The 16,205-nt window shown below is 63.1% G+C and carries 12 protein-coding genes; 8 read left to right on the top strand and 4 right to left on the bottom strand.

What is annotated here, in order from left to right:
* Positions 1 to 722 precede the first annotated feature (722 nt).
* Positions 723 to 2,330 carry a carboxylesterase/lipase family protein gene (locus tag CHU95_RS21560; RefSeq protein ID WP_094458619.1) on the bottom strand — a complete coding sequence of 536 codons (1,608 nt, stop codon included), beginning with the start codon at positions 2,328 to 2,330 and terminating at the stop codon, positions 723 to 725.
* A 245-nt stretch (positions 2,331 to 2,575) separates the two neighbouring features.
* On the opposite strand from CHU95_RS21560, the gene CHU95_RS21565 reads away from it, so the two are divergent.
* Both CHU95_RS21565 and CHU95_RS21570 read left to right on the top strand, forming a co-directional pair.
* Positions 2,576 to 3,628, top strand: coding sequence for a LacI family DNA-binding transcriptional regulator (locus CHU95_RS21565; protein ID WP_245838439.1), 1,053 nt, complete (start codon positions 2,576 to 2,578; stop codon positions 3,626 to 3,628).
* A gap of 64 nt (positions 3,629 to 3,692) precedes the next feature.
* Positions 3,693 to 4,316, top strand: coding sequence for a hypothetical protein (locus CHU95_RS21570; RefSeq protein WP_094458431.1), 624 nt, complete (start codon positions 3,693 to 3,695; stop codon positions 4,314 to 4,316).
* Between the two features lie 179 nt (positions 4,317 to 4,495).
* Here CHU95_RS21570 and CHU95_RS21575 read toward each other — a convergent pair whose 3' ends face one another.
* A complete protein-coding gene (locus tag CHU95_RS21575) occupies positions 4,496 to 6,718 on the bottom strand; it encodes a TonB-dependent receptor (protein WP_094458433.1) in 2,223 nt (740 codons plus the stop codon).
* Positions 6,719 to 7,218: 500 nt separating this feature from the next.
* On the opposite strand from CHU95_RS21575, the gene CHU95_RS21580 reads away from it, so the two are divergent.
* Positions 7,219 to 8,517, top strand: coding sequence for a cation:proton antiporter (locus tag CHU95_RS21580; protein ID WP_207762582.1), 1,299 nt, complete (start codon positions 7,219 to 7,221; stop codon positions 8,515 to 8,517).
* Between the two features lie 117 nt (positions 8,518 to 8,634).
* On the opposite strand, the gene puuE is transcribed toward CHU95_RS21580, so the two are convergent.
* A complete protein-coding gene (gene puuE, locus CHU95_RS21585; protein WP_094458435.1) occupies positions 8,635 to 9,561 on the bottom strand; it encodes an allantoinase PuuE in 927 nt (308 codons plus the stop codon).
* A gap of 96 nt (positions 9,562 to 9,657) precedes the next feature.
* Between puuE and uraD the strand changes: the two genes are divergently transcribed.
* From uraD to CHU95_RS21605, 4 genes are all read left to right on the top strand, one after another.
* Positions 9,658 to 10,197, top strand: coding sequence for a 2-oxo-4-hydroxy-4-carboxy-5-ureidoimidazoline decarboxylase (gene uraD / locus CHU95_RS21590; RefSeq protein WP_094458625.1), 540 nt, complete (start codon positions 9,658 to 9,660; stop codon positions 10,195 to 10,197).
* Positions 10,194 to 11,618, top strand: a complete 1,425-nt coding sequence (locus tag CHU95_RS21595; protein WP_094458437.1) for an NAD(P)-binding domain-containing protein — start codon at positions 10,194 to 10,196, stop codon at positions 11,616 to 11,618. Before uraD ends, CHU95_RS21595 begins: the two co-directional genes overlap by 4 nt.
* Positions 11,606 to 11,959 (top strand): hydroxyisourate hydrolase, encoded by a 354-nt coding sequence (uraH, locus tag CHU95_RS21600; protein ID WP_094458439.1) that lies wholly within the window; start codon positions 11,606 to 11,608, stop codon positions 11,957 to 11,959. The genes CHU95_RS21595 and uraH overlap by 13 nt, the downstream gene beginning before the upstream one ends.
* Positions 11,960 to 12,143: 184 nt before the next feature.
* The gene (locus tag CHU95_RS21605; protein ID WP_094458441.1) at positions 12,144 to 12,575 is read left to right on the top strand and encodes a type II toxin-antitoxin system VapC family toxin; all 432 of its coding nucleotides are present in this window, start codon (positions 12,144 to 12,146) and stop codon (positions 12,573 to 12,575) included.
* Positions 12,576 to 12,578: 3 nt separating this feature from the next.
* On the opposite strand, the gene CHU95_RS21610 is transcribed toward CHU95_RS21605, so the two are convergent.
* Positions 12,579 to 14,597: a methyl-accepting chemotaxis protein gene (locus tag CHU95_RS21610; RefSeq protein ID WP_094458443.1), complete on the bottom strand. Its 2,019-nt coding sequence runs from the start codon at positions 14,595 to 14,597 to the stop codon at positions 12,579 to 12,581.
* 212 nt (positions 14,598 to 14,809) lie between these two features.
* On the opposite strand from CHU95_RS21610, the gene CHU95_RS21615 reads away from it, so the two are divergent.
* Positions 14,810 to 16,177 carry an MFS transporter gene (locus tag CHU95_RS21615; RefSeq protein ID WP_207762583.1) on the top strand — a complete coding sequence of 456 codons (1,368 nt, stop codon included), beginning with the start codon at positions 14,810 to 14,812 and terminating at the stop codon, positions 16,175 to 16,177.
* The last annotated feature ends 28 nt before the right edge of the window (positions 16,178 to 16,205 follow it).

Raw genomic sequence — 16,205 nt, forward strand, 5'->3', positions numbered from 1 at the left:
TGCTTGAGGGTGGCCCCGTAAGATATGGCACAGGATTGAGGGTGTGGGCGTGAGATATGGCCCTGGAAGCCGGACAGATTGGCACAACAAGCCGTCAGAACCGGCACAAGGACTCGTAAGCCATGGCACAGGAAGCCGTACCCGATGGCACAGGGTCGGGTAACAACACATTGTTATAAAAGGGATAAACGGGTCATGAACAATGAATCCTGAAAGGATAGAATCTAACGAACAGGGTGGTTGAGGGTAATTTGAGGCAAGGGATAAACAACCAGGCTGGCATCGGTATTCCCCCACACTCCCCACAGGCAAGGCGGTCAGGGAACCAGCCAGATGCACATGGTCACGACCAGCACCTTTGGCAAAGTAAAGCGCAGAACCAGCAGCCGTGGTCAGGGCGGCAACGTGGCCAGTATCCGTCAACCCGACCATGCCGGCACTGCGGAAACCGGCTGTCCGCAAACCGCAGCGCACCCTGTCCAAAAGGGCGACCGCGTCTGCGGGTGAAAACTGGGACAGGATGACGGCAAATTCCTCGTTACCAGATTGCCCGACACAGTCGGTTCATCGCAACCGCTGGCGCCGCTAACGGCCGAGCGCTCGCCGTCAGCGGTCACCGGCCGCGAAGCGCTGACGGGTTTTAGCATTCGATGATCCGTCCGGTGTCGAACATGGGGGATCTGTGGACATTGTGGCCCAGGTCCGCGCGGTTTGGGGCAAGATCATGTTCCGAACTGAATGAAGGGTACTTGCGCGAACAGGCGGCGTTCCGCCCCGCGTGGATCATCCACCATCCGGCACTCGTCGTTCAGTATCAATGTGGGCCGTCGGGCCAGGTCATAGGGCGCCCAATCCGGCAGCCCAGAATGGTTAGGATTGCCTGTCCGGGCCAGGGCAATGAAGGCATCGGCCAGCCTCGCGGCCATTTGCCGGGCTTGGGGGCCGTCACCCGTCTGGCTGCCGGGCTGGTCGGTATTGTCGAAGGCCAGCGGGATGTCCAGCGTGTGATGGGCACCCCATTTGCCGCCATCGCGCGGTGACCGGAAATCCAGTTGATAGGCCCAGGTGGGCGCTGTGCCTGCTGGTTGTTTCGCCCGGGCCTCCAGTTCCTCCACCGCCCCGCGCCAGGATCGGCCGGCGGTGGTCGCGGCAAAAAACACGTCGCTGGCACTGTATTGTGGATAAAGGCGGCGATATTCAGCGATCACCGGTTCCGGGGCGATGTCCACCCGCATGGCGGGGAACAGCTTATCCGGCAGCGCCTCCCAGGTCAGGGAGAAGGCGCCCGGATCGCCGCCACCGATCAGGCTGCGTGTCTCGTCATGGGTATTGCCGATGATCATGGGGATGTCGGCGGACAAGACGGGCGCGTCGGGAAAGAACGGATGGCGGGGCAGGTTGCGCCCGTCCAGAACCGGGCCGGCATAAACACCGCCCGATCCGGCGATGGGATCCACGGCTTTCAACCCGGCCTTCAACCGTTCCACCGGCAGCGACAGCAACGCTTCCGCTCCGGCCCGATCCGCCGAAAGGTCCAATTGTTTCAATACCGAAACGGCGCGGGCCGTGGCGTTGCGCGGGCCGCCGGCGGTCACCTGCTGCCCGCTCATGGTCGCGACCTTGTGGAACAGCCCGCGTGCCGCGGGCATGGCCATCAGTGTGGCAATCTTGGCCCCACCGCCCGATTGACCGAACAGCATGACATTGCCAGGGTCACCGCCGAATGCTGCGATATTATCCCGCACCCATTGCAGGGCCAGGATAAGGTCCAGTTGTCCGGCATTGCCGCTGTCAGCAAACCGTTCATCTTCCATCCCCGCCAGACGCGCCAGATAGAGATACCCGAATAAATTAAGCCGGTGGTTCAGGGTGACCACCACCACATCGCCGCGCAGCGCCAGCCTGGTACCGTCATAAAGCGGGTCGGACCCCGACCCGTTGGCATAGGCGCCGCCATGGATATAGACCATGACAGGTCGTTTGGCCCCATCGCTCAAGCCACGCGTCCAGACATTCAGGAACAGACAATCCTCTGACTGGTTCGCCTCGTTCGAACCCTGGGGGCTGGCATGACCGAAATCGACAGCGTCGACGATCCCCTTCCAGGGGGTGGGTGGCAGGGGGGCTTGAAACCGGCGGGGGCCGGTGTCGGACCCATAGCGGATACCCTTAAAGACATGGACGCCGCTGAGGGTGCGGCCCCGCACCCGGCCGGCGGCCGTCTTCACCACCGGCCCCTTGGCAGGGCTTGCTTGCGCCCCCGATGCCAGAACCAACCCGGACGCCGCCGTCAGCAGCAGCGACCGCCGCGTCACTCCAATCCCCTGCATCGCCATCCCCTTGCCTGATCCTGGCCGGACTAACGTCGGCCCTGGAGGGCGAGGGTAATTGTCACCGGTGTCACTGACAAGATTTCCCCGCGCTGCGACAATCTTCCAGTCAAATTCAGGTCGTCATCGGCCGACAAAACAGGTGTCCCGGCCCTGTCCGGATTGGACAACGTTGTCAGATGCGGCGATCCATGCTAAACCCACAATGTACCGGATGTGAAGGTCCGGGCAGGAGGGGGCGTTCCTTGACCGATTTTCAGCTTTATGCCGCCAATGACCGGGCACCGGTGCCGGCACGGGCCGCCACCATCTTCGATGTGGCGCGGCGGGCGGGCGTGTCGACCAAGACCGTGTCGCGCGTGCTGAACAATGAGGGGCGGGTGGCCGAGGACACGCTGGCACGGGTACGGGCGGCGGTGGCCGATCTGGATTACCGACCCAATCCCAATGCCCGCTCGCTGGCCGGTCGCCGGTCCTATCTGATCGGTTTGTTTTATGACAACCCGTCCAGCAACTATATGGCCGATATCAAGGGCGGGGCCATCCGGCGCTGTCAGGAGAAGGGCTATCACCTGCTCACCGAACCTTGTGAGGCGGATGATCCCAATCTGCCCCGCCTGATGGTGAGCGTGGCCACGCGGTTCCGCCTGGATGGGCTGATCCTGACCCCGCCATTGGTGGACCGACAGGATGTTCTGGATGCCGTTGCCGCCGCCAATGTGCCCCTGGTGCGTATTGCCCCTCGGACTGATCCGGAACGCACGGCCCATGTATGTATGGATGATCAGGCGGCGGCCCGGTTGGCGGCGGAGCATCTGGCTGATCTGGGGCATCATCGGCTGGGCATGATCCTGGGCCATCCCGACCATGGTGCCGCCATGCTGCGCCAGCGGGGTTTTCAGCAGGCGGCGGCGGATCGTGGCCTGACCCTTCTGCCCCATCATATCGTGCCCGGTGATTTCAGTTTCGCCAGCGGCTTTGCGGCGGCCGAACGGCTTTTGTCGCTGCCCGACCGTCCCACCGCCATTTTTGCCGGCAATGATGATATGGCGGCGGCCACGGTGGCGGCCGCCAACAAGCACGGGCTGCAGGTGCCCCGTGACCTGTCGGTGGTGGGCTTCGATGACAGCCCCATCGCGCAGGTCATCTGGCCGCCATTGACCACCATCCGGCAGCCCACCATGGCCATGGCGGCGGCGGCCGTCGACCTGCTGATTGGCGATGGAGAAAGTGAGCCGGTGCGCCAGCTTGATTTTGAACTGATGGTCCGGCAATCGACAGGCCCGCTTCCGGGTTGACGGCGGCGGGATCGGGATGCTGCCATAGGGCCCTTCCTGCCCCGGCATCCTGTTTTGAGCCCCCATGACCAGACCCAACCCCGTTCCCACCCATCTGGATGCGCCGCGCACCAACCTGCTGATGCGGTCGGGCCGTTGGGTGAACCTTTATGACCCCTCCCCCACAGATATCGTGCTGGAGGATTGGGTGACCGGTGCCTCTCGCGTGGCCCGCTGGGGCGGACAGACGCGCGGTGACTGTGCCTACAATGTTCTGCAGCATTCGGTGCTGCTGGAACAGGTGCTGGTCACCCTGCTGGCGCCTGATGCCGGCCCCGCCCTGCGCCGGGCGGCCCTGATGCATGACCTGCATGAAGGCGGGGGGCTGGGTGATGTGGTCACCCCCTATGGCAAGCTGTTCGCCACGGCGGGGTTGAAGGAGGTGAAGGCGCGGCTGGACCGGGCCTTGTTCCTGGCTGCGGGCCTGCCCTGGCCCTTGTCCCCCGCCGATACTGACCTGATCAAGAAGGCCGATCGCATCATCGCGGTGTCAGAGGCCATTCAGTTGATGGGCTGGCCGGAAAGGCTGGCCCGCCGCGATATCGGTGCCGGCTATCGCGGCAAGCTGTGGACCGCCCCGATTGAGGTGGTGGATGAAGCGCAGGCGCGGGCGCTGTGGTGGGAACGCTATCGCAGCCTGACCCCTTGATTGAAAAAGGGCCGCCCCGATCCCCCGGCGCGGCCCTTTCCACACGTATACATCCCCGAAGGCGAGCGGTTTCCCAGATGGGGGAAACCGCTCCGGCGGCGACTGCCGACGCGCGGCACGTGCCGCGTAAGCCAAGGCGGCGGATGCCGCCGCCCGGCGCCTGAGGGAACACAAAAGCTTTAGAACTTCGAGGTCAGCTCCACGCCATAGAACGGGGCCTGGTTGACGATGCCGGTCAGGTTGTTGAAGTCGATGGCGCCTTCCAGCGACTTTTCGTTGGTGATGTTACGACCGAAAATGGCCACGCCCAGCTTTTCATCATCCGACACGTAACCCAGCTTCAGGCCGCCTTCCAGCTTGCTGTCGGAGTAGAATTCCCGCGACGTGTACAAGAAGAAATTGACCTTGGAGCGGTAGTTCCAGTCCGTGAAGGCATAGATCTCGCCCCCTTCCACAGGGATGCCGTAGCGCGCGCTGGCAGAGAAGATCCACTTGGGCGCGTTGGGGAAGGAATTGCCATCCAACTGGGCAAAGCCGTTCACCACCGGGTCGGTGACGGTGCAGCCACCGCCGCAGACGGGAATGCGCAGCGTGCTGTCCTTGATTTCCGTGTGATTGTAGGACAGGCCACCGGTCAGCATCAGGTTTTCAACCGGCAGCAGTTCCAGTTCCGCTTCAAACCCATACCCTTCGCCGCCCTTGGCATTGATCAGGGTGTTGTTGTTCGACGCGCCACCGACGGCGGTGAACTGCTGATCTTCAATGTCGGTATAGAAGGCGGTGACGTTCAGGCGGGCCTTGCGTTCCCACAGGTCCGACTTCACGCCAGCTTCATACGACATCAACGTTTCGGCCTTGGCGATGGACAGGGCGTCGCGGTTGATGTTGTTGCCGAAATAGAAAAGCGGCCGGCTCTGGATCGACGGTGCGCGATAGCCGTTGGCCACGCGGGCGAACAGGTTGACATCATCCGTCGCCTTGTAGGTCAGGCTGAGATCCCAGGTCACCTGCCCGTCCGACAGCTCGGCGCCGCCGGTGGTGGAGCCAGGTACGCCCGGCATGGTGCGGATGACGGCGAAATCCTTTTCTTCGTCATTGTAACGCAGGCCGCCGGTCAGCGTGACCTGTTCGGTCAGATCGTAGCTGGCCTGACCGAACAAGGCCCAGGTCTTGGTTTCCTGCTGGCTGTCGGTGAAGATGGCGATGCCGCGCGGATCGGCAGCATTGCCATAGGCATAACCGTAGGCGGTCACGTCCTCATTGAAATAGAACAGGCCACCCTGCCACCGGAACCGCTCGCCATCGGCATTAGACAGGCGCAGTTCCTGTGTCCATTGCGCATGGTCCGGCACGGCGTCGGCCGTTTCGCTGTCGAACGGCACAAAGCCGGGGCCACGGCCGGCCACGCCGCCATCAATATCGCCGCGCGTGTAGACATCCACCGTCTCGAACCCGGTGATGGAGGTCAGCATCACGCCGTCGAAATCATATTCCAGCTTCAGGCTACCGCCCTGGCTGGACACGGACAGGGCGTTCTGACCGTTCTGGAACACGCTGTTGCGGGAGAAGGTGGAGGACAGGTCGTTGCTGCCCTTCTTGATCGCATTGGCCACAAACACGCGGGCCGTACCGTCCAGGTCACGGGCATGGACATTGAACAGGGCGGACAGGGGGCCCTTCTCATAGGCCAGCTGCAGGCGGGCCGCGACTTCGTTATGGCCGCCCGCGGCGTTCTTTTCACCGGTAAAGGTGTTGTCGATGAAATCGTCCTTGCGGTCGTACTTCATCGACAGGCGGGCCGACAGGATGCCGTCGACCAGGGCGCCACCGATCGCGCCTTCGGCGCCGATCGTGTTCTTGGAGCCATAGCTGGCGGTCAGATACCCTTCAGTTTCCTGTGTCGGCTTCTTGGAGATGAAGCTGACAGTGCCGGCCGGCGTGTTGCGGCCGAACAAAGTGCCCTGCGGCCCGCGCAGCACTTCCACCCGTTCCACGTCGAACAGCGGGAAACCGCGCAGCATCGGGTTTTCCTGTACCACCTCGTCGATCACCAGCCCCACGGGCTGGGTGGAGGTCAGGTCGAAATCGCTGTTGCCCAGGCCGCGGATATAGAAGCGCGGGAAAGTGCGGGAGAAGGTGGACTCCACATACAGGCTGGGCACCTGCGCCGACAAGGCCAACAGGTCAACACCGCCCGACATCACAGCATCCAGCTTTTCCGGGGCCACGGTACCAACGGAGATCGGCACCTGCTGCTGGTTTTCCGCGCGCTTGGTCGCGGTGACGATGATTTCGTCCAGTACGGCCTGGGCCTGCACGGTGGCCGGGGCGGCCACGGACAGGGCCATAAGGCTGGCGGCGCCGGCCAGCAGACGGGTGAATGACGGATTGCCTGTACGCATTATTGAATGCCCCCTTCAGAGCCTTAGATGCGGCGGGTCATGCCGCCTGCGTCGATTCCGTTGCAAAAGCGTCGTCCCTTCCCTGTCTTGGCACGAGAGACGTTCGCCCATCTTCACATAGAAATACCCGTCCGGGTCTGTCCATGTTTGTTGCGACACAGCATGGAGAGGGTTGCCGACGCTTTCAAGATGGCGCGCAGGGGGGTGTGTGACGTTGCTATGACGGTGATGCAGTTTGACCACACAAAGGAAGTAAAGGCTGGAATGTTACAGTAATGTGACATCTGCCCACGCGGGATGTTGCACTGCGCTTGATTGGGCGGATGAGGGCCGCGTTGGCAATGGTATCTACCGCTGCCAGAGCCGCCGTAAATGAACAGCCCAGCGATAAAATTGGCGCTATGCATGGTGTCTCCGGGCCTGATATGGGCTATCCCGTCAATTTCTGAAGACGTGGTAAACACGGCCAGACAACCTTGTCCGAAAGGGAGGACACGCGCGTGACGCCAGCCCAGCTCAGTGTGGTCTTTTTCATTCAGCTTGCGGTGATCATCATGGCCTGCCGTGGCGTCGGCTGGCTGGCCAAACGCTATCTGGGCCAGCCGCAGGTGGTGGGAGAGATGATTGCCGGCGTCATCCTCGGGCCATCCCTGCTGGGGCTGTTTGCGCCTGATATTCAGGGGCTGCTGTTTCCCAAGGAGTCACAGGGCGTGTTGTTTGTCGGGGCGCAGTTCGGCGTCGGACTTTACATGTTCCTGGTCGGCCTGGGTTTCCGGTCCGACCATTTCCGCGCCAATGTCGGCAGCGCTGCGGCCGTCTCCCTGTCGGGCATGGCCGCACCCTTCCTTCTGGCCATTCTGATCACACCCTGGTTGGTCAGCCATGGTCTGTTCAACGAGAGGCTGACGCTGCCCCAGGCCACCTTGTTCATGGGTGCCTGCATCGCCATCACCGCTTTTCCCATGCTGGCCCGGATCATCCATGAACGCGGTCTGTCAGGCACGCCCCTGGGCACCCTGTCATTGTCAGCCGGCGCCATTGACGATGCCGGGGCCTGGGCGGTTCTGGCCATTGTGCTGGCCACCTTTGGCGATGGTCCCATGGTCGCGGTAAAGGCCATTGGCGGCGGTGGCGCCTTCGCCATCTTCATGCTGACCTTGGGGCCGAAGCTGCTGGCTCCGCTGGGTCGTCGGGCGGAACGGATGGGTCGTGTGGATCACACGACGCTGGGCATCGTTCTGATCCTGTTCCTGCTCTGTGCCTGGGCCATGGACGCAGCCGGTATCCATGCGGTGTTCGGTGGTTTTCTGCTGGGCTGTGTCATGCCGCGTGGCGTGTTGAGCACCGAGTTGCGCAAACAGTTGGAACCGTTTGCTGTGGTCGTGCTTCTGCCGATGTTCTTCACCTATTCCGGTCTGCATACCCAGTTGACGCTGGTCGATAACTGGGAGTTGGCGCTGGTGACGGTGGCTATTCTGGGGGCATCCATCCTGGCCAAGGGTGGGGCCTGCTGGGCGGCGGCCCGCCTGACGGGTCAGGACAATGCGACCGCCATGGGTATCGGTGCCTTGATGAATGCGCGGGGCCTGATGGAACTGATCATCATCAATATCGGCCTGCAGAAAGGCATTATCGGCCCGGCCCTGTTCTCCATCATGGTGCTGATGGCCATCATCACCACCCTGATGGCTTCGCCTTTGTTTGAACTGGTCTATGGCCGCAAGGCCAGGGCGCGGGGCGAATTGGGGGAGTTGAAGGATCAGGATAGCGACGTTGCGGAACTGCGCGAGGCGCGGTGAGGGTCTCGACGCAGTGAAAACGAAAGAGCGGCCCGCAACGGCCGCCCTGTTGGTTTCGGTCTGCCTTTTGTACGGAATTTGGGCGGTCGCTTAGCATTTGGTAGCGCAGATCCCTGCTCATCCGGCCCACGGATGCACATCCCGCCAATGCCGCGCGATATCGACACGCCGCGCCACCCAGACGCCCTCATGCGCCATGATATGGTCCAGGAATTTCTCCAGCCCGCGCACCCGCCCCGGCCTGCCGATCAGGCGGGTATGCAGCCCCACCGACATCATCTTGGGCGCCGTCTCCCCCTCCGCATACAGCGCGTCAAAGGCATCGCGGGCATAGGTGAAGAAATCATCCCCCTGGTTGAAGCCCTGGGCCGTGCCGAACTTCATGTCATTGACGTCCAGCGTGTAGGGGATGACCAGATGCGGCTGGCTCTGCCCCTCACAGGTGCCGGGTGGCAGCCAGTAGGGCAGATCGTCATTATAGGCGTCGGCATCATAGAGGAACCCGCCCTCCTCCATCACCAGCCGGCGCGTATTGGGGCCCAGACGCCCCGTGTACCAGCCAAGGGGCCGCTCCCCCGTCAGGTCACGGATGGTATTGATGGCCAGGTGCATATGCTCGCGCTCCACCGCTTCCGGCACATTCTGGTAATCAATCCAGCGCCAGCCGTGCGAGGCAATCTCATGCCCGGCCTCTACCATGGCGCGGCCCGCATCGGGATGCCGGGCCAATGCCATGGCCACGGCATAGCAAGTGATCTTGATGCCATAGCGGTCAAACAACCGCATTAACCGCCAGAACCCGGCCCGGCTGCCATATTCATAGACGGATTCCACCGACAGGTTGCGCTGACCGGCCAGGGGCTGGGTGCCCACCACCTCCTGCAAATAGGCCTCCGACTGCCCATCCCCATGCAGCAGGCAATTCTCCCCGCCCTCCTCATAATTCATCACGATCTGCACCGCGATGCGGGCCCCGCCCGGCCATTGCGGATGCGGCGGCTGGGCGCCATAGCCGATCAGGTCACGGGGATAGGCTTGGGTCATGCGCGAGAACCTCCTCATCCTTGACGGGCTCGATCTTCACAATAATCTCACCTATCGTTTCGCTTGCGCACAAGAAAATCCATGGCACCATGGGTCATGGCTGATGACACCGACCCCGTCCCCGCCCGATCCACGCCTGCCCTGCTGAACAGCTTGGCCCACGCTGATTTTGTGCATCTGTTGGGTGGCATCTGGGAGGACAGCCCCTGGGTGGCGGAAGCGGCGTTTGAGGCCCGGCCCTTCGTTGATATTGTTGCACTGCACCATGCGATGGTGCGGGCCGTCCGGGATGCCGGGCATGAGGCGCAACTGGCCCTGCTGCGTGCCCATCCCGACCTGGCTGGCAAACTGGCGCGTGGCGGCGGCTTGACGGCGCACAGCACCGCCGAACAGGCGGGTTTAGGCTTGGACCGGCTCAGCGACGCAGAATTCGACTGGTTTGATCGGCATAACAGTGCCTATCGCGACCGTTTCGGATTTCCTTTCATCATCGCGGTGAAGGAAAACACCAGGGACAGCATCAAGGCTGCTCTGGCAACCCGGCTGGACAATGATCCCGCCGTGGAAATGAAAACAGCATTGGGAGAAGTCGCCAAAATAGCCAAATTCCGCCTGGAGGGGCTTTTTGGGACATGAGTGATGATGGTTTGGCAGCGCTTGCTGCCCAGGTTGCGCGCGACCTGACCCTGTTGGATTATCCCGCCCGGCCCTGGGTGCCGGCGCGCACCCATGCCGACGGCCATGTGTATGACGTGGTGATTGTTGGCGGCGGACAGGCGGGGCTGGCAACCGCCTTTGGTTTGATGCGGGAAAAGGTCGGCAATATCCTGGTGATCGACCGCAATAAGGCCGGCCAGGAAGGACCCTGGGTCACCTTTGCCCGTATGATCACGCTGCGCACACCCAAACATCTGACCGGTCCCGATCTGGGTGTACCCAGCCTGACGCCGCGCGCCTGGTATGAGGCGCGGTTTGGCAGCGATGCCTGGGCCGGTCTGGGCAAGGTGCCCAAGGAGGTCTGGCAGGACTATCTGAACTGGTATCGCCAGACCCTGAACATCCCCGTGTGCAACGAATATGACCTGGTTCGCATCGACCCGGAGGAGGAGAGCGGCATCCTGCGCTTGGGCGTTGAAACACCGGCGGGGGAAAAACTGCTGCTGGCGCGCAAGCTGGTGCTGGCCACTGGCATTGACGGGGCCGGTCGCTGGCACGTGCCGGATTTTATCCGCGGCGTTGTGCCGGAAAGCCGCTATGCCCACACCTCTGAATTTATCGACTTCACGGAACTGCGGGGTAAACGCATCGGCGTGCTGGGGGCCGGCGCGTCGGCCTTTGACAATGCCGGTACGGCGCTGGAATCGGGCGTGGCATCGGTCGATCTTTGCCTGCGCCGGCCTGACTTGCCGCGCGTAAACCCCTATCGCTGGATGGAATTCTCCGGTTTCCTGGGCCATTTCGCGGCGATGGGCGATCTCCACCGCTGGCGCTATATGCGGCACATCTTTGACCTGAACCAGCCGCCGCCGCAGGACACGTTCCACCGCTGCGCCATGCATCCCAATTTCGCCTTCCACACGGCCTGCCCCTGGGAATGGCTGCGCATGGAGGGCGATGAAATCCATGTCGGCACGCCCAAGGGTGTGATGATCTTCGATTTCCTGGTGGTGGGCACCGGCTTCATCGTCGAAGCCGCCTTCCGGCCGGAAGTGGCGGCTTTCGCCAAGGATATCGCCACCTGGGCCGACCGTTTCACCCCGCCCAAGGGGGAGGGCAACCCGCTGCTGATCCGCTACCCCTATCTGGGGGATGCGTTTCAGTTTACCGAACGCGTCCCCGGCTGTGCCCCGCATCTGGCCAACATCCATAATTTCACCTTTGGCGCCACGCTTTCCATGGGCCTGTCGGGGGCGTCGATCAGCGGCATGAAATATGGGGTGCAGCGGCTGGTGCAGGGCATCATCCGCGACCTGTGGCTGGCCGACCAGGATCATTTCCTGGAAGACCTGAAAGCCTATGACCAACCCGAACTGGTGAGCACGACATGGCCCGCCTGAGCACCCATGTCCTGGACACCGCCACGGGCCGCCCCGCTGCCGGGTTGAAACTGGAGCTGTTCTCTCTGGAAGGCGGGCAACGCGCCCTGATCAAGACCGAATGGACCAACAGCGACGGTCGCACCGACAGCCCCCTGCTGTCGGGCGACACGATCCCGGTTGGCACCTACGAACTGCTGTTCCAGGCCGGCGACTATTTCCGCAGCCTTGGCGTGCCCCTCGCCGACCCGCCCTTCCTGGACGAGATCCCGCTGCGCTTCGCCATTGCAGAGGCCGACGGCCATTACCACGTCCCCCTGCTGCTCAGCCCGTGGAGTTACTCGACCTACCGGGGGAGTTGAGGCGGACCTGGCCAGATCGCTAGGGGATGGCCACGTCTAGGAAGCAACAGAGGTCGGTCTAGAATCGTTCGTCGTGATACGAATACGGGTGATTTATCCCCTGCTGTCATCAATCAGGCTGGCTCTTGCCCGGCTTGGACCTGGATTTCCCGCGTGAACGGGATACCGGCTGCGAGATTGATCTATGAGTGGTTGGCTGCTGGACACCACCGTCATCGCCGCCCTGATCAACCCCAAAGGTGCGCCCAGCGTCAAGCACTGGGCAGCGGCCCAGGACGAGGCGCTGTTCCATGTCAGCGTCCTGACTATCGGCGAGTATGAGAAGGGCATCGCTGCCTTGCCGCCCGACGATCCGCGGCGACTTGCCTATGCCGGTCTGCGCGATGAGTTGCTGGACCGGTTCGCCGGTCGTATCCTATCGGTAACGGATGCGGTGGTGCGCCGTTGGGGAGTGATCATGGGCACCACACGGCGCCTGAAGGGGCACCCGCCGCCAGTCATCGACACCATGCTGGCGGCAACCGCACTGGAGGCCGGCTTGTGCCTCGTCACCCGCAATATCCGCGACGTCGCCGACAGCGGTGCCACCCTGTTCAACCCATGGGATGGGCGGTAACGCTCACGCCGCAAACCGATCCACCAGCCGGCCGCCCAGATGCAGCTTCTGGCCATCATCCAACACAAAAGCGACACCGTTCTGCGCGCCCTCGCGTGTCTTCACCCGGAATGGCAGCGTACCCTCCAGCCCTGGCACCGACAATGAACCCTCTGTCCCCTCGGCCAGCGCCAAACCTTCGATCAGCGCGCCGCCGGCGGAAATGTTCAGCAGTCGGCCCTGTCGGACCTCACCCCCGACCACAACCGAGACGTCCAGTTCCACGATATGGCGGGCGCCATGGCGGCGATCGACATCCACAGTGGCGGTGCGGACCACGCGCACCAGGGTCTGGCGCAGGTCGCTGACCGATCCCACGATGCGCATGGCCACTTCGCGCATGGCTGCGGCCTTATCGCCGGTGCTATCCGCTTCACGTGAAACAGTATCGATGCGGGTCGCCACTTCCTGGGCCGCTTCTGCCGTTTCGGTGACATTGCGGGAGATTTCGCTGGTGGCGGCGGCCTGCTCTTCCATGGCCTCGGCAATCCCGGCCGACACTTCATCCATGGCGCGGATGGCATCGGCAATGCCCTCCACGGCCATCACCGCTTCTGCCGTGACATTCTGGATCAGCATGATCTTGGCGGAAATCTCTTCTGTCGACCGCGTGGTCTGCGTCGCCAGGTTCTTTACCTCCGACGCGACCACGGCAAAGCCCTTGCCGGCATCGCCGGCCCTTGCGGCCTCGATGGTGGCGTTGAGCGCCAGAAGGTTGGTCTGTTCGGCGATATCGCGGATCAGATTGGCCACCCCGCCGATCTGGTCCACCACCTCCGACAGGCTGTCGATGGTGCCGCGCGTGGCCCGGCTGCGCTCCACCGCCTGACCGGACAGGCTGGTAGCATGCGCCACCTGGGCACTGATCTCATTGATCGACGCGGTCAATTGCTCTGTGGCGCCGGCCACGGCCTGGGCGTTGGCCAGGGCATGCATGGCGGCACTGGCCATGTTGGCCGCACTATCGCGTACCTGCAACGCGCTGTCGGCCATGGCGGCGGCGGCCCCGTCCATGTCGCGGGTTTCCAGGGCAATGCCATCCACGCTGGCCCGGCTTTCCGCCTCCACTGTTTCGGCCATATGGCGCAGGGCGTTGCGGCGATGCTGTTCGGCCTCTGCATCCTTGGCGGCCTGTTCCTCGCGCAGTCGCGCGGCTTCGATCGACCGATCGCGCAGCGCCTCGATGGCATGCGCCATGTCGGCCAGCTCGTCATGGCGGTCAGTCATGGCGGGCACTGCGACCTTCAACTCGCCGCGTCCGATCCGGGTCAGCTCACCTGTCAGCCCGATCAGCGGCATGACAACATTGCCGCGCAGCGCCAACAGCACGATGATGGCAATCGCTACGCCGATCCCGGCCAGCGCCAGGACCAGCCAGGTCAGCTTGGCGGCGATGGCGTCGGCGGCGGCCAGTTCGGTCTGCATTTTCTGCTTGGCGGCCTCGGCCACCTTGCGCACATCCTCGGCCACGGCGTCCAGCTCGGCTGACATGCCATCGGTTTCGCCGACAAAGGCCCCCATCAGCATGTTGCCCACTTCCGGCCCGCTATTGACATAGGCGGTCGCCATGGCCGTGCCTTTGGCATAAAAATGGGCGAAGAACCCTTCCACACGGCCCAGGGCGGCCTCCACATCGGACAGACCCATGGATTTGGCATGGGCGCGTGCGGTCTGCATGTTGCGCAGCAGATCGGCCTTGGCCTTCTCTGCCTCCGCAAATCCCGTATCCAGCCCGTCCAGCCCGCGCGTGGCGGCCACATCGGTCAGCCAAAGCTGTACCCGCATGACATCACCGCGGATATCCTTGACCAGGGCCACCAGTGTCAGCGCCTGATCGGCGGCGCGGTCGGCGGCCTGTTTGGCTACGGCAACCTGGGCCCGCTGCTGGCTGGTGCCCACTGCCATGACCAGGGCGGCGATCAGCAGCAGTGCCAGGATGGCCAGGTTCGACAGCAGTATCTTCATCGACAGGTTGAGACGCATGACAGGCCCTGTGATCGCTAACTTTAAGGATTAGGCCGGAAGTAACATAACTGCCTTCTGATTGAAAGAATCGGACTATGTCTGATGGACCTGTCGACCAGGCTCCTGCCCGTCCGTGCCGGTCATCCGTGACGCAACTGGTGAAACCGTATAAGGTCCGCGCCCAAGTCCGGTGGCAATCCGGGCGGGGGAGGCGTCAGTCGATTATGGGAATGGTGGGTCTTCGGGCCAGGGTCGGCTATGCGGTCGGCGATTTCGGCCTCAATCTTTATTGGCAATCGCTGTTGCTGTTCATTCTGTTTTTTCAGATGGATGCGCTCGGCCTTTCGGCGGTGGATGCCGGCATTTCCTATCTGATCGCGTCGATCTGGGATGCCTGCATGGACCCGCTGATGGGCATCCTGTCCGACCGCACCCGGACCCGGATGGGGCGGTACCGTCCCTATATCCTGTTTGGCACGGTGCCGTTGGCCTTGTCCTTCTGGCTGTGTTTTTCCCCGCCGGATTTCCTGGTGGCCGGTTCGCTGGGCATGCTGGTCTTCGCCACGCTGACCCATATGGTGCTGCGCACCTGTTATGCCGTTGTCGCCATTCCTTATTCCTCCCTGACCGCGGCGATCACGCGCGACAGCGATGAACGGGCCAGCCTGACGGGCTGGCGTATGTTGCTGGCTTTTGCCGGATCAACCTCCGTGTCGGCAATGCTGCCATTGCTGGCTGGCTGGTTCGGCAGCTACAGCCCGGCAGCGGCCTGTGTCGGGGTGCTGGCGGTGCTGGCGCATCTGGTTTGTGTGGCTGTCGTGCGTGAATTGCCACCGCCAATGCCAGGGGCTGTGGCGCCACTGCCGGGCCTGCGCGCCGATCTGGGCGGTTTCCTGCGGGCGGTGCTGCGCAACGGACCGTTGCTGCGCCTGCTGGCTGCGACGGTGGCTCTGCACCTGTCGCTGGGCATCTTGATGCGGAATATTCCGTATCTGTTGAAATATGATCTGGGCAGTGATGCCGCCCTGTCCGCGCAGGCCCTGGTCTGGTTTTCGGCGGCCGGGGTGGTGGCCGTGCCCTTATGGGTCTGGGTGGCCCGCCGCTGGTCAAAGGCCATGGCTTGGCAGGCCGGCAGCGCCCTGGTCATGGTTGGCGCTGTCGCCCTGGCTTTCACATCACCCGCCGCTTTCTGGCCAACCCTGTCCTGTCTGGCGTTGATCTCCTTTGGACATGCGGCGCATGCGGTGGCCATGTGGTCCATGCTGCCCGATGCCGTCGATTATGCCCATTGGCGCCACCGCCGCCGGGATGAGGCCAAGGTTTATGGCTTGGCCTCGCTGATCTTCAAGCTGGCGCTGGGCGGGTCTGCCTTTCTGGGCGGTCTGGCCCTGGACGGGGTTGGCTATGTGCCGGGGGCGGCTCAGACAATGGCCAGCCTGACCGGCTTCCGCCTTCTGGCCGGGCTTGTGCCGGTGCTGGGCCTGGGTCTGTCGATGCTGGTGATCGCCGGATATCCACTGACGGCGCAACGCCATGGACGTATCCAGACATTCCTGGGACGGCGCCGGGTGAAACAGGTGGGCGATGGTCGGCGCTGACGGCCGGGCCGGCGTCGGACCTGTGTGC

The organism is Niveispirillum lacus (assembly GCF_002251795.1).
Classification (GTDB): Bacteria; Pseudomonadota; Alphaproteobacteria; order Azospirillales; family Azospirillaceae; genus Niveispirillum; species Niveispirillum lacus.

Coding starts and splice junctions, on each gene's coding strand:
- CHU95_RS21560 (WP_094458619.1), bottom strand. CDS start 2,330: ATGCAGGGGATTGGAGTGACGCGGCGGTCGCTGCTGCTGACGGCGGCG.
- CHU95_RS21570 (WP_094458431.1), top strand. CDS start 3,693: ATGACCAGACCCAACCCCGTTCCCACCCATCTGGATGCGCCGCGCACC.
- CHU95_RS21575 (WP_094458433.1), bottom strand. CDS start 6,718: ATGCGTACAGGCAATCCGTCATTCACCCGTCTGCTGGCCGGCGCCGCC.
- puuE (WP_094458435.1), bottom strand. CDS start 9,561: ATGACCCAAGCCTATCCCCGTGACCTGATCGGCTATGGCGCCCAGCCG.
- uraD (WP_094458625.1), top strand. CDS start 9,658: ATGGCTGATGACACCGACCCCGTCCCCGCCCGATCCACGCCTGCCCTG.
- CHU95_RS21595 (WP_094458437.1), top strand. CDS start 10,194: ATGAGTGATGATGGTTTGGCAGCGCTTGCTGCCCAGGTTGCGCGCGAC.
- uraH (WP_094458439.1), top strand. CDS start 11,606: ATGGCCCGCCTGAGCACCCATGTCCTGGACACCGCCACGGGCCGCCCC.
- CHU95_RS21605 (WP_094458441.1), top strand. CDS start 12,144: ATGAGTGGTTGGCTGCTGGACACCACCGTCATCGCCGCCCTGATCAAC.
- CHU95_RS21610 (WP_094458443.1), bottom strand. CDS start 14,597: ATGCGTCTCAACCTGTCGATGAAGATACTGCTGTCGAACCTGGCCATC.
- CHU95_RS21615 (WP_207762583.1), top strand. CDS start 14,810: ATGGTGGGTCTTCGGGCCAGGGTCGGCTATGCGGTCGGCGATTTCGGC.